The sequence below is a fragment of the Azospirillum mesophilum genome, assembly GCF_053470405.2.
Genome location: NZ_JBPXMQ020000001.1, coordinates 333,528 through 346,109, shown reverse-complemented (window position 1 = coordinate 346,109; position 12,582 = coordinate 333,528). Strand labels below are relative to the sequence as shown.

General features: G+C 69.3%; 14 protein-coding genes. 5 read left to right on the top strand and 9 right to left on the bottom strand.

Features of this window, described 5'->3' with window-relative positions:
* Positions 1-35: 35 nt before the first annotated feature.
* Positions 36-1,685 (top strand): ABC transporter ATP-binding protein, encoded by a 1,650-nt coding sequence (locus ACSVC7_RS01670; RefSeq protein WP_448204101.1) that lies wholly within the window; start codon positions 36-38, stop codon positions 1,683-1,685.
* Between the two features lie 67 nt (positions 1,686-1,752).
* Positions 1,753-2,184, top strand: a complete 432-nt coding sequence (locus ACSVC7_RS01665) for a BLUF domain-containing protein (RefSeq protein WP_448204100.1) — start codon at positions 1,753-1,755, stop codon at positions 2,182-2,184.
* Here ACSVC7_RS01665 and ACSVC7_RS01660 read toward each other — a convergent pair.
* A complete protein-coding gene (locus ACSVC7_RS01660) occupies positions 2,105-2,773 on the bottom strand; it encodes a pseudouridine synthase (RefSeq protein ID WP_448204099.1) in 669 nt (222 codons plus the stop codon). The two genes, ACSVC7_RS01665 and ACSVC7_RS01660, sit on opposite strands and share 80 nt — an antisense overlap.
* 54 nt (positions 2,774-2,827) lie before the next feature.
* Here ACSVC7_RS01660 and ACSVC7_RS01655 point away from each other — a divergent pair, with 54 nt between their 5' ends.
* Positions 2,828-3,769 (top strand): 2-hydroxyacid dehydrogenase, encoded by a 942-nt coding sequence (locus ACSVC7_RS01655; protein ID WP_448204098.1) that lies wholly within the window; start codon positions 2,828-2,830, stop codon positions 3,767-3,769.
* 32 nt (positions 3,770-3,801) lie between these two features.
* Here ACSVC7_RS01655 and ACSVC7_RS01650 read toward each other — a convergent pair whose 3' ends face one another.
* The 5 genes from ACSVC7_RS01650 to ACSVC7_RS01630 form a co-directional block, all read right to left on the bottom strand.
* Positions 3,802-4,248 carry a MarR family transcriptional regulator gene (locus ACSVC7_RS01650; RefSeq protein WP_448204097.1) on the bottom strand — a complete coding sequence of 149 codons (447 nt, stop codon included), beginning with the start codon at positions 4,246-4,248 and terminating at the stop codon, positions 3,802-3,804.
* 128 nt (positions 4,249-4,376) lie between these two features.
* Positions 4,377-4,682 (bottom strand): type II toxin-antitoxin system RelE/ParE family toxin, encoded by a 306-nt coding sequence (locus tag ACSVC7_RS01645; protein ID WP_448204096.1) that lies wholly within the window; start codon positions 4,680-4,682, stop codon positions 4,377-4,379.
* Positions 4,679-4,915 carry a CopG family ribbon-helix-helix protein gene (locus tag ACSVC7_RS01640; RefSeq protein WP_448204095.1) on the bottom strand — a complete coding sequence of 79 codons (237 nt, stop codon included), beginning with the start codon at positions 4,913-4,915 and terminating at the stop codon, positions 4,679-4,681. The genes ACSVC7_RS01645 and ACSVC7_RS01640 overlap by 4 nt, the downstream gene beginning before the upstream one ends.
* 149 nt (positions 4,916-5,064) lie before the next feature.
* The gene (gene fliG, locus ACSVC7_RS01635) at positions 5,065-6,087 is read right to left on the bottom strand and encodes a flagellar motor switch protein FliG (RefSeq protein ID WP_448204094.1); all 1,023 of its coding nucleotides are present in this window, start codon (positions 6,085-6,087) and stop codon (positions 5,065-5,067) included.
* 147 nt (positions 6,088-6,234) lie between these two features.
* Positions 6,235-7,623, bottom strand: a complete 1,389-nt coding sequence (locus ACSVC7_RS01630) for a leucyl aminopeptidase family protein (RefSeq protein ID WP_448204093.1) — start codon at positions 7,621-7,623, stop codon at positions 6,235-6,237.
* Between the two features lie 143 nt (positions 7,624-7,766).
* On the opposite strand from ACSVC7_RS01630, the gene ACSVC7_RS01625 reads away from it, so the two are divergent.
* Positions 7,767-8,411: a glutathione S-transferase family protein gene (locus ACSVC7_RS01625; RefSeq protein WP_448204092.1), complete on the top strand. Its 645-nt coding sequence runs from the start codon at positions 7,767-7,769 to the stop codon at positions 8,409-8,411.
* A 50-nt stretch (positions 8,412-8,461) separates the two neighbouring features.
* Here ACSVC7_RS01625 and ACSVC7_RS01620 read toward each other — a convergent pair whose 3' ends face one another.
* The 3 genes from ACSVC7_RS01620 to ACSVC7_RS01610 form a co-directional block, all read right to left on the bottom strand.
* Positions 8,462-9,568 carry a TAXI family TRAP transporter solute-binding subunit gene (locus tag ACSVC7_RS01620; protein ID WP_448204091.1) on the bottom strand — a complete coding sequence of 369 codons (1,107 nt, stop codon included), beginning with the start codon at positions 9,566-9,568 and terminating at the stop codon, positions 8,462-8,464.
* Between the two features lie 76 nt (positions 9,569-9,644).
* Positions 9,645-10,220 (bottom strand): HupE/UreJ family protein, encoded by a 576-nt coding sequence (locus ACSVC7_RS01615; protein WP_448204090.1) that lies wholly within the window; start codon positions 10,218-10,220, stop codon positions 9,645-9,647.
* 87 nt (positions 10,221-10,307) lie between these two features.
* The gene (locus ACSVC7_RS01610) at positions 10,308-10,826 is read right to left on the bottom strand and encodes a hypothetical protein (protein ID WP_448204089.1); all 519 of its coding nucleotides are present in this window, start codon (positions 10,824-10,826) and stop codon (positions 10,308-10,310) included.
* 117 nt (positions 10,827-10,943) lie between these two features.
* On the opposite strand from ACSVC7_RS01610, the gene ACSVC7_RS01605 reads away from it, so the two are divergent.
* Entirely contained in the window at positions 10,944-12,578 is a 1,635-nt protein-coding gene (locus ACSVC7_RS01605) for a Y-family DNA polymerase (protein WP_448204088.1), read from the top strand.
* Positions 12,579-12,582: the final 4 nt, after the last annotated feature.

Sequence of the window (12,582 nt, the reverse complement as noted above, 5' to 3'; positions counted from 1 at the left end):
ATAAAAGCCTTCCGGACAATCAAGCGCTGCGCAGGATGAATCCCATGACCACCCCCCACCCCGTCACCGACCTCCTTCACGTCCGCGGCCTTCAGGTGGAGTTCCGCTCCGGCGGTGGGGTGATGCACGCGGTCAAGGGCGTGTCCTTCGACATCGCGCGGGGGGAGACCGTGGCGCTGGTCGGCGAGTCCGGGTCGGGCAAGTCGGTCACGGCGCTGTCGATCCTGCAACTGCTGCCCTACCCCATGGCGCGCCACCCCGCCGGCTCCATCCGCTTCCGCGAGCAGGAGCTTCTGGGGGCAGAGGAGCGGGTCCTGCGCGACGTGCGCGGCAACCGCATCGCCATGATCTTTCAGGAGCCGATGACCTCGCTGAACCCGCTCCACAGCATCGAGCGGCAGATCAACGAGACGCTGTTCCTGCACAAGGGGCTGAGCAAGACCGCCGCGCGCAAGCGCACGCTGGAGCTGCTGCGGCTGGTCGGGCTGCCCAATCCGGAAAAGCGCCTGAACGCCTACCCGCACGAGCTGTCGGGCGGCCAACGCCAGCGCGTGATGATCGCCATGGCGCTCGCCAACGAGCCGGACCTGCTGATCGCCGACGAGCCCACGACCGCGCTGGACGTCACCATCCAGGCGCAGATCCTGGAACTGCTGAAGGACCTGCAACGCCGCTTCGGCATGGCGCTGCTGCTGATCACCCACGACCTGGGGGTGGTGCGCAAGATGGCCGACCGGGTCTGCGTCATGAACCAGGGCGAAATCGTCGAGCAGGCCAACGTCGCCGACATCTTCAGCCGCCCGCAGCACCCCTACACGCAGAAGCTCCTGGCGGCGGAGCCGAAAGGCAACCCGCTGACCCCGCCGGACAACGCGGCGGAGGTGATGGCTGCCGACAACCTGAAGGTCTATTTCCCCATCAAGAAGGGCCTGCTGCGCCGGACCGTGGATTACGTCCGCGCGGTGGACGGCGTGTCGGTGGACGTGCGGCAGGGGCACACGGTCGGGGTGGTGGGCGAGTCGGGCTCCGGCAAGACGACGCTGGGGCTGGCGCTGCTGCGGCTGCACGCCAGCGAGGGCGCCATCCGCTTCGACGGGAAGGACATTCAGGGTTGGCAGGCCAAGCGGCTGCGCCCGTTGCGCCGGCAGATGCAGGTGGTCTTCCAGGACCCCTACGGCAGCCTGTCGCCGCGCCTGTCCGTCGGCCAGATCGTCGGCGAGGGGCTGACCATCCACGGCATCGGCTCCGGCCGGGAGCGCGACGCGATGGTGGCGAAGGCGCTGGAGGAGGTGGGGCTCGACCCCGCCAGCCGCCACCGCTACCCGCACGAGTTCTCCGGCGGCCAGCGCCAGCGCATCGCCATCGCCCGCGCGCTGGTGCTGAAGCCCAAGTTCGTGGTGCTGGACGAGCCGACCTCGGCGCTCGATATGTCGGTGCAGGCGCAGATCGTGGACCTGCTGCGCGACATCCAGGCGCGCTACAACCTTGCCTACCTCTTCATCAGCCACGACCTGCGGGTGGTGCGGGCGCTGTCGAGCCACGTCATCGTCATGAAGGACGGCAAGGTGGTTGAGCAAGGCCCCACCCGCCGCATCTTCGAAGAGCCGCAGCAGGACTACACCCGCGCCCTGCTCGCCGCCGCGCTGAACCTCGAAGCCGTGAAATCGGAAGCCGTGCGGACATGAAACCTTAATCGGGATTCAAACGCGCATTCGTATGGAGTAGTCTCCCTGAGAAGCAAGGAGGCGCCTCATGTTCCTGTCGAGGCTTGTCTATTACAGCCGACCGGTCGGTCTGGGCGATGCGGATGTTACCGACATCCTGACGAAATCTTGCGCGAACAATTACCTGAAGCATATATCAGGCGCCCTGTTTTACAACGGAAGCTGGTTCGTCCAGGCCCTGGAAGGCGCGCGCGGTCCGTTGACCGAGCTGTTTCTGAAGATCGCCGCCGACAAGCGCCACGCCAATGTCCGATTGGTTGAATTCACCTTCGTGTCGCAACGTCTGTTTGCTGAATGGGACATGCGCTACATCGGCGGCGGCGAGGCCCAGGAAGCGATCATCCACAAATTCATGCCCGCCGGCTTCGACCCGAACCTCGTCACCGAGAGCGGCGCGATGGCCCGCCTGCTGCGCGAGCTGGCCGACGTGACGCCGGCCGATCCCTACCCGCGGAGCTGACCGGCGGCTTCGCCGCTTTCGGGGCCGCTTTCGGGGCCGGCCGTTCCAGGGGCACCTCCCGCCATTCCCCCGGTGCCAGCCCGTCCAGCGTCCAGTCGCCGATGGACCAGCGGATCAGGCGTAGCGTCGGGAAGCCCACGGCGGCGGTCATGCGGCGGACCTGACGGTTGCGCCCCTCGCGCAGGGTCAGCGCGATCCAGGAGGTCGGGATACTCGCGCGGTAGCGCACCGGCGGGTCGCGTGGCCAGAGGCCGGCGGGCTCCTCCATCATCCGGGCCTCGGCCGCCGGCAGGGTCGGGCCGTCGTTCAGCGTCACGCCACTGCGCAGCCGCTGCAAGGCCTCCTCCGTCGGAACACCCTCCACCTGCACCCAATAGGTCTTGGGCAGCTTGTGCTTGGGCGAGGCGATGCGGGCGATCAGCGCGCCGTCGTCGCTGAGGGCCAACAGTCCTTCGCTGTCGCGGTCGAGCCGCCCGGCGGCGTAGACGCCCTTCACCGGCACATGGTCGGCCAGCGTCGGGCGCCCCAACTCATCGGTGAACTGGGGCAGCACGCCGTAGGGCTTGTTCAGAAGGATCAGACGGGGCACGGTTGGCTCAAAGGGTTCGAGACGAACGACCATAACAGCACAGGGGTTCACACCGTGGCGCTTCTTTTCTGCTCCACCACCGACCGGGCCGACAGTTGGCTTCGGGAGCTGGGCTCCCGCATGCCCGAGCTGGAGGTTCGCGTCTGGCCGGACCTGAACGGAAACATGGGGGGCAAGACCGACGACATCGACATGGCCCTGGTGTGGAAGCCGCCGCACGGGCTGCTCGCCAGCCTGCCGAACCTGAAGCTGATCGTGTCGCTGGGGGCCGGGGTGGAATCGCTGCTGCTCGACCCCACCCTGCCGGATGTCCCTCTGGTCCGCATGGTGTCGGAAGGGCTGACCGTGGACATGGCCGGTTACGTCGCCCTGCAGGTGCTGCGCTGGCACCGGCAGCTGGACGAGTACAAGGACCTGCAAAAGGCCGCGACCTGGAATCCGTTGGGCCACCGCCCGGCGTCGGAGGTCACCGTCGGCCTTTTGGGCATGGGCGAGCTGGGCATGGCCTCGGCCAAGACGCTGCTCAGCATGGATTACCGCGTGCTGGGCTGGAGCCGGACGCCGAAGACGCTGGACGGGGTGGAGAGCTTTTCCGGCCGCGACGGGTTGGCGGCGATGCTGGGGCGATGCGACCTTCTGGTCTGCCTGCTGCCGCTGACGGCGGAGACCCGCGGCATCCTGAACCGCGATCTGTTCGCCGCCCTGCCCCAGGGGGCCGTGGTCGTCAACGCCGCGCGCGGCGGGCATCTGGTGGAAAACGACCTGCTGGACGCGCTGAAGGACGGCCATCTCGCCGGGGCCAGCCTGGACGTCTTCGCCGACGAACCGTTGCCGCAGGGTCACCCGTTCTGGAGCCACCCGAAGATCCACGTCACCCCGCACGTCGCCGCCATCACCCACGCCTCGCGTTCCGCCGAGGTGGTGGTGGAGGCGATCCGGGCTTTCCGGGAAGGCCGGCCGCTGCCCAACGTGGTGGACCGCACCCAGGGCTATTAAAGGGGGCTACTGACGGGGGTATCGAGGAGGGCTCAGGCCGCTTCGCTGGGGGCGGGGGTACGGGTGGAGGCCAGTTCGGCCTCCAGCCGCGCCTTGGCGGCAGCGGCCATCGCTTCGTCCCGCTCGATCTTCGCCATATCTTCCGGAGCCACGGCCCCGGCGGCGATGACCAGTTCAGCGAAGTCCGACAGAAAGACGCTGCCCTTCACGGTGCGCTGGACGAGCACGCTGCGCTTGTCCTCCGTGTCGCGCTTGCGCTTGACGAAGCCCAGCAGCGACAGCCGGTCGAGCGCACGGGTCACCGCCGGTTTGGAGATGTTCAGCGTGGCGGCCAGCCCGCGCACGGTGTGCGGCGGATCGGTCAGATAGACCTGGAGCATGATTGCCATCTGTCGCGCCGACAGGTCCGGCCCGTCCTGCCGAACGCTCTCGACCAAAGCCGTGCGCCACAACCCGAGCGCCTTGAGGTTCCGTGCCATGCCTACCCCCGCGAGCCGCGCGCGCACCATTCCCCCAGGAAGCGCGCGGCCCCGAATGTTGCCCAAGCCGGCCCGCACAGGCAAGCGTTTCGCACCCGGATTGATCGGTCAGTTCGTCGCGGGGGTTATCATTCCCAATCGGGTGGCAACGGCCGGCGGCGGATGTGATGCACGCGCAGGATTTCCAGAACGACAGCCGGTTCGCTCGTTGCAACCACCCGATAGACGATTCGATAGGGAAGATCCGGGATTTTGAATTCGCGCGTCCCGGGAAAAATGCCCGGCTTCCCGATGCTTGGCCGTTCAGCGATCAGGCTCACCACATGGCGGATGCGCTGCCCCACCCGCAGTGCTGCGGCTTCATTGTGTTGGCGAATATATTCTGAAATGTCTTCGAGGTTCCGGCGGGCTCCACGAAGGTAACGGACCTTCACTGCGCGCTCAGGGGCTTGCCGAAGGACGCGAAGGTTTCTTCCATTTCTTCGTCCGTGGCAAAGTCGCCGGCATCAGCCTCCGCGACAGCCTGCCGGATATCCTCGTACTCTTCGAACTGGTCGGCGAGATAAGCCTCGACCGCTCGCTTCAGATGCCACGCCGGATCGTGTTCGGTCGCTTCGGAAAGGCGGGTGAGGGCTTCGGCCATCTTCTCATCCACGCGGATGGTCATGGACACCGCTGCTGACATGGGAACGCCTCGCTGTTTTCCACCTTCAACTCAAGGGTATGCACCGCGAACGGGGCTTTCAAGGACCCTTGGGCAGACCTTGCCCTGACGCTCCCACTCCCGCTGGAAGCGGGAGTGGGGAAAGGTTTGCATCAGTAAATAAGCTCGTTCTCGCCGCCGCCTTCGGAGATGACGATTTCGCCGCGGGCCGCCAGGTCCTTGGCGAGCTGGACCATGTACATCTGGGATTCGTCCACCTCGCGGACGCGGACGGGACCCATGGCGGCCATGTCTTCGCGCAGGATCTTCGCGGCGCGTTCGGACATGTTGGAGAAGAACAGGTCCTTCAGCGTCTCCGACGCGCCCTTCAGGGCGGTGCCGAGCTTCTGCTTGTCGACGCTGCGCAGCAGGGCCTGGACGCCGGACGGGTCGAGCTTCGACAGGTCCTCGAAGGTGAACATCAGCGACTTGATGCGCTCGGCGCTGTCGCGGTTGCGTTCCTCCAGGGCGGCCATGAAGCGGTGCTCGGTCGTGCGGTCCAGGCCGTTGAAGATTTCCGCCAGCATCTCGTGGCTGTCGCGGCGGCTGGTGCGGGCGAGGTTGGTCATGAATTCGGTGCGCAGCGTGCGCTCCACGTCGTCCAGAACCTCCTTCTGCACGGCCTCCATGCGCAGCATGCGCATGATGACTTCCATGGCGAAGCTTTCCGGCAACTGCGTCAGCACGCGGCCGGCGTGTTCCGGCCGGATTTTGGACAGCACCACCGCCACGGTCTGCGGGTATTCGTTCTTCAGATAGTTGGACAGCACCGACTCGTTGACGTTGGCCAGCTTGTCCCACATCGTGCGGCCGGCCGGACCACGGATCTCCTCCATGATGGAGTCGACCTTGTCCTTGGGCAGGGTCTTCAGCAGCAGGCGTTCGGTCGAATCGAAGGAGCCGACCAGCGAGCCGGTGGCCGACATCTGCTCCGCGAATTCGACGAACAGGCGTTCGATGATGTTGGCGGAGACGGTGCCCAGGTTCGCCATCACCTGGGACAGCTCCTTGATCTCCTCATCGTCCATCATCGCGAAGAGGCGGGAGGAATGCTCGTCGCCCAGCGCCAGCATCAGGATGGCCGCCTTCTCCGGACCGGTGAGGGTGCGATAATCCTCACGAACCTTCAGCGCCATGTTTCCGCCTCCAACAATACCCTGGCAACAACAGCCCGGCCGCCCGAAGCCGTCGGCACTCACCCAAAGGTTCTAACCCTTTCCGAATCGGCAATCCACCCCCGCGCATGACACGGGGGTGACAATTTTAACCATATGCGAGAGGCTTCAGCCGAAACGCTTGGCGATCACGGCGTAGGCGGCGCGCAGGCCCAGCGCCTCGCCGCCTTCCGGACGGCCGGGACGATTGGTGCTGTTCCAGGCGAAGGTGTCCAGGTGCGCCCAGGCGGTGTCCTTCGACACGAACTCCTGCAGGAACAGGCCGGCGGTGATGGCTCCGGCCATGCCGTTGCTGGTGACGTTGTTCAGGTCGGCCACCTTGCTGTCCAGTCCCTTGCGGTAGGGCGCCCACAGCGGCAGGCGCCACAGCGGGTCGCCCTGCTCCTCCCCCGCCGCCAGCAGGTCGTCGGCGAGAGCGTCGTTGTTGGAGAAGAGCGCCGGCAGGTCCGGCCCCAGCGCCACGCGCGCCGCCCCGGTCAGGGTGGCGAAGTCGATCAGCAGGTCGGGCTTTTCCGAATCCGCCTCGGCCAGGGCGTCGCACAGGATCAGGCGGCCCTCCGCGTCGGTGTTGCCGACCTCCACCGTCAGGCCCTTGCGGGTGTTCAGCACGTCCAGCGGCTTGAAGGCGTTGCCGGCGATGACGTTCTCCACGGCGGGCACCAGCACGCGCAGCCGCACCGGCAGGCCGGCCATCATCACCATGCGGCCCAGCGCCAGCGCGTGCGCCGCCCCGCCCATGTCCTTCTTCATCAGCAGCATGCCCGACGACGGCTTGATGTCCAGGCCGCCGCTGTCGAAGCACACGCCCTTGCCGACGATGGTGACCTTCGGGTGCTCCGGGTTGCCCCAGCGCAGGTCGATCAGGCGCGGCGCGCGCGGGCTCGCCCGGCCCACGGCGTGAATGGCCGGGTAGTCGCGGTCGAGCAGACCGTCGCCGACGATGACGTCCAGCCCCGCCTCGAACTCCGACGCCAGCAGGCTCGCCGCGTTGGCGAGTTCCGCGGGGCCGAGGTCGTTGGCCGGCGTGTTGACGAGGTCGCGGACGAGGGTGGTGGCAAGCGCGGTGCGCTGCACCTCCCCCTGGTCGGCGTGCTTCGGCCAGAGGAGGCCGGCGAAGCTCTTCTCGGTTTTCTTGTAGCGCTCGAACCGGTAGCTGCCGAGCGCCCAGCCCAGCGCGAGGCGGGTCGCGGCGCGCCGGTCGAGCGTCGCGTCCACGGACTCGTCCAGCCGGTAGCTGCCCGGCGGCAGGCTGCCCGGCAGGGCGGCGAGGCCCCACAGGTCGTCCAGCGCCGACACGCCGGCCAGCACGCGGGCGATGGCCCCGCCCTCCCCCGGAAGGAAGGCGGTGGAGCCGGCCTCCGCCGTGAAGTTCACAGCCTTCACCCAGGCGGCGGTCGCCGGGGGCTGGGCGTCCAGCCAGCCGGACAGGCCGGCCTTGGTCAGCGGGAGAATGGAAACGGTGCCGGCGCCGGCCGTGGCGAGCAGGGTGGCGAGCAAGACGGGCGTCCTTCGTCAGACAGCGGAACAGGATCAAGAGGATGGCGCGCCGGGGCGGGCGTGAAAAGGGGGAATGAGGGCAAGGTTGCCGGTTGGACGAAATGGGGGCATCCTCGCGCCCTTACTCGCATTGGGGGAATTTCATGACCGGCTTGACGCTCGTTCTCGGCAACAAGGCCTATTCGTCCTGGTCCCTGCGCCCGTGGCTCGCGCTGAAGCACACCGGCCTGCCGTTCGAGGAGGTCGTGATCCCGCTCCGCCAGCCGGACACCGCCACGCGCATCCTGGAGCATTCGCCGACGGGCCGGGTGCCCGTCCTGCGGCACGGCGACCGGGTGGTCTGGGACTCGCTGGCGATCTGCGAATATCTGGCGGAGCTGTTCCCCGAGGCGGCGCTCTGGCCCGAGGACGCCCACGCCCGCGCGGTCGCGCGCTCCGTGTCGGCGGAGATGCATTCGGGCTTCATGGGCCTGCGCACCCACATGTCCATGGACCTGAAGACCATGCGCCCCGGCCAGGGCCGCAACCCGGACAGCGAGGCCGACATCGCCCGCGTCACCGCGATCTGGCGCGGGACGCGCGAGCGGTTCGGCCAGGGCGGCCCCTTCCTGTTCGGCCGCTTCTCCATCGCCGACGCCATGTACGCGCCGGTGGTGACGCGCCTCATGACCTATGGCGTCGAGCTGGACCCGGTCTGCCAGGCCTATGCGCAGGCGGTGCTGGGCCTCGCCCCCATGAAGGAATGGACCGCCGCCGCCAAGGCGGAGCCCTGGACCATCGAGTTCTGATTGAGAGCCGCAGGTTGGGTTAAGCGCGAGCGCAACCCAACCTGCGATTCTCAAGGATTTTGCCCGGCGGCCGGTTCGTTGGCGGCGTCGCCGATCAGGCCGGCCTCGCGGTAGTAGCGCTCGGCACCGGGGTGCAGCGGGACCGAGACGTTGGCGACCGCCTTCGTCGGGTCGAAGCTGCGCCCCTTCGGGTGGCCCTCGATCAGCAGGCGGCGCGTGTTCTCGTGCCACAGCGCCTTGGTGACGCCGTGGATCAGCTCGGCGTCCTGGTCGGCGCGGACCACCATCTCCGCCCCCACCGCCAGCGTGATGGTTTCCGGGACGCCGGGGTAGGTCTCCGCCGGGATCACCTCGGTCATGTAGAAGCGCTGTTGGGCGCGCAGGCGGTCGGCCATGGCGCCGTCCAGCGGGAGCAGTCGGATCGGCACGCGCCCCGCCACGTCGCTGACCGCGGAGACCGGGAAACCGCCGACCATGAAGAAGGCGTCCAGCTCGCCCTTCGCCAGCCGGTCGGCCGCCGTGCCGGGCTTGACGTAGACGGCCTTCAACTCCTCCTCCTTCAGGTCGAAGCCGGCGAGGATCGCCCGCGCCTCGACGAGCACGCCGGAGCCCTCCTCGCCCAGCGACACCGCCTTGCCCCTCAGGTCGGCCACCGTGTGCAGGTCGCCGTCGGCGCGCACGACGAGTTGGACCGCCTCCGCGTACAGCATGCCGATGGAGCGCAGCGCCTCGAAGGGCGGCTTGCCCTTGAAGGGGCCGGTGCCGGTGTAGGCGCCGTAGGCGACGTCGGCCTGGGCCATCCCGGCTTCCACCCCGTTGGCGCGCAGCAGCTCGATGTTCTCCACGGAGCCGAGCGTGGCCTGCGCCACCGCGATCAGGCCCGGCACGCCGCAGCTTCCCCCACGGTCGCAGGGGCGCGAGCCCGGCGGGTTGGAGATGGCGTTGGCGATCAGCCCGCCGACCGGGAAATAGGTGCCGGACGTGGTGCCGGTGCCGATGCGGAAATAACGGATCTCCTGCGCAATCAACCGTTGCGGGACAGCGCCGAGCAGCGCCGCGCCGGCCGCGCCGGCCAGCAGGCGACGGCGGCTGAAGCCCGGCGGGCTGGAAGCGGGCGGGTTGTGGTCAAGGCGGGCTTTGGCTCCTGCGCGCGGCACCGGCGGCTCCACCTTTCTTTTTGGGAAACATCCCTACAAGAATACCTGCACTTGTCCGTTTTCAAGGCGCAAGCGGTTAAATCACGCCCGCAAGGTCAAGAACGCCGGCGAGTGCTACCGCACCGCCACACACCTGGGCCGCGCGCGCCGACACCGCCTGCCCCAGCACCGCCGACAGGCCAAGCCCCGCGCTGGTCACCAGAAGAACGCCCGCCGCGAATCCGCCCCAGAACAGGGCGCCGCCCATGTGGATGTAGCCGTGGAAGACGGCCGCCGCCGCAACGACCAGCACCGCCAGCGCCACCGGCGCCCGCAGGGCGGTGGCGACCAGCGCGCCGACCACGATCAGCGACACCGCCAGCCCCTGGGCCGCGTAGGGCAAGCGCAGGTCGAGCTGCGCGGCGAGCCCGGCGGCCAGCACCGCCGTCAGGGCGGAGACCGGAAGCTGCCACACGGCGGGACCGCCGTTCTGCCCGGCCCACATTCCGATGGCGAGGAAGGCCAGAAGATGCTGGAGCACCCACACCGGCTCGGTCAGGCCGGTGCCGAACGGCCCGGTGACCGTCATCCGCGCCAGCGCGGGCGCCGCCGATAGCCCGACCATCAGAGCCGCCAGAAGGACCGCCCGAAACGCCGCCCCAAACACTGCCATGCCCCCGTACCCCTTTCGCGCACCGTCGCCCCGGTATGGCGGGAGGGCGCGGGCGGGGTCAAGTGACCTTGATCGGGGGACGCGTCTTCAGAACCCCCGGGGGCCGGTGCCGTACTGGCGCAGGTCCTGCTCCTTGCGGAACAACTCGCGCTGCTGGAGCGGTTCGAGCCGGCCCATGGCGTCCTCCGTGCGCAGGCGGTCCACCTCGGGGCTCATCAGATCGTATTTGAAGCGGTCGGTCTGCGCCTGGGTCGAGGGCGGAGGCGGCAGCGACGGCACAGCCATCTGCTCGGCAGGCGCGGGCGGCGGGGACGAACTGCCCCGGCGCCGCACCGGCGGCTGCCTTTGGCCCTGCTCCTGAAGCTGCGACATCCGTTGGGAGGGGGCCTGTGCCGAGGGGGACGGCCGGGCGTTGGCCTCCTCCTGAAGCTGCCGCCACGTCTTCAGCCCCGCCCCGGACGCGGACGGGGGCGCCCCGCCCGGCGTGTAGGTCTGGGTGCGGACCGGCGGCAAGGACTGGGCTTGGCCGGGCGTCTCGTCCCGGAACTCCGTCGCGCAGGCGGTGAGCAGCAGCGCGGCGGCGACGCTGATCGGATTCGGTTTCATCCTATGAATGTCGTCCTCCCGAAGCACCGGGACAAGCACCTCCTCTGGGACTCCCCTCCGCTGTTGTTTGTCGCTATTATGTTCCTGATTTGTTCGGATCGGAGGGAAGGCATGGGCATGGCGCGGCGAATCCTGTCTCTTTGGCTGCCGCGGCTGCCCACCGACGCCCGCGCGCGCCGCTGCCCCGACCTGCGGGACCGCCCACTGGCGGCCATTCTGGCCGAGCGCGGGCGGTTGGGCGTGGTGGCCGTGAACCGCGCGGCGGAAGAGGCCGGGGTGCTGCCGGGCATGACCCTGGCCGACGCCCGCGCCGTCGAGCCCGCCCTGACCGTCTTCGACGCCGAGCCCGAGTCGGACGCCCGGCTGCTGGAGCGGATCGCGGGTTGGTGCACGCGCTACACCCCCTGGACAGCCCCGGACGGCGCCGACGGCGTGGTGCTGGACATCACCGGCTGCGCCCACCTGTTCGGCGGGGAGCGGGCGCTGGTGGCCGACCTGACGGCACGGCTGAGGGCCGGAGGGTTCGAGTCGCGGGCGGCGCTGGCGGATACGCCGGCCGCGGCCTGGGGGTTGGCGCGGTTTTCTCCCTCTCCCCTCTGGGGAGAGGGTTGGGGTGAGGGGGTTGCGCTCTCGCCGGACGTACCACCACGCGCAACCCCCTCACCCTCCCCTCTCCCCAGAGGGGAGAGGGTAAAGAAAGGAGGAGCCACCCTCGCCCCCCTCCCCATCGCCGCGCTGCGCCTGCCCACCGCCACCGTCCAGGGTCTGGCTGCGGTCGGGCTGCGGCGGATCGGGGACTTGCACGCCATCCCCCGCGCCACGCTCGCCACCCGCTTCGGGCGGGAGGCCGCTCGGCGGCTCGACCAAGCCTTGGGGCATCTGGACGAGCCGGTGTCGCCGCGTCTGCCCGTGCCGCCGCACAGCGTCCGCCTCGCCCTGCCCGAGCCGATTTCCACCGCCGAGGCCATCGCCCGCGCCGTGCGGCACCTGCTGGACGCACTCTGCGCCGGGCTGGAGGCGACCGGGGAGGGCGCGCGCCGGCTGGTGCTGGAAACCCACCGGGTGGACCGCCGGCTGGAGGACCCGCCCCAGACGCTCGCCATCGGCACCAGCCGCCCGGTGCGCGACGCGGGCGCCCTGATGCGCCTGTTCGCGCAGAAGCTGGAGCGCATCGAGCCCGGCCCCGGCATCGAGGTCATGGTCCTGTCCGCCGCCGAGGCCGGGCCGCTGGGCGCCGTGCAGGCCGCTTTGGACGGCTCGGCGGGCGACGAGTCGGAGTTGGGGGAGCTGGTGGACCGGCTCGGCAACCGGCTGGGGGAGCGCGCCGTGCTGCGGCTCGTCCCGCGCGCCAGTTGGCTGCCGGAGCGCAGCGTGGCTCCGGCGCCGGCCTTGCCGAGCGTCGCCGCCAATGATCGCCTGGGGGATCGCCTGGGGGATCGCCTGGGGGACCGCCTGTGGCCGGCCGACCGGCCGCGCCCGGTGCGGCTGCTCGCCCCGCCGGAGCCCATCGAGGCCGTCGCCCCCGTCCCCGACGACCCGCCGGCCATGTTCCGCTGGCGCGGCGTCCTCCACCGCATCAGCCACGCCGACGGCCCGGAGCGCATCGAGGCCGAATGGTGGCGCCGAGAAGGAGAGTCCCGCGACTATTACCGCGTGGAGGACGCGGACGGCCGCCGCTTCTGGGTCTTCCGCCAGGGGCTTTATCAGCCCGGCGTGAAGGCCCTGTGGTTCCTGCATGGGTTCTTCGGATGAGGGG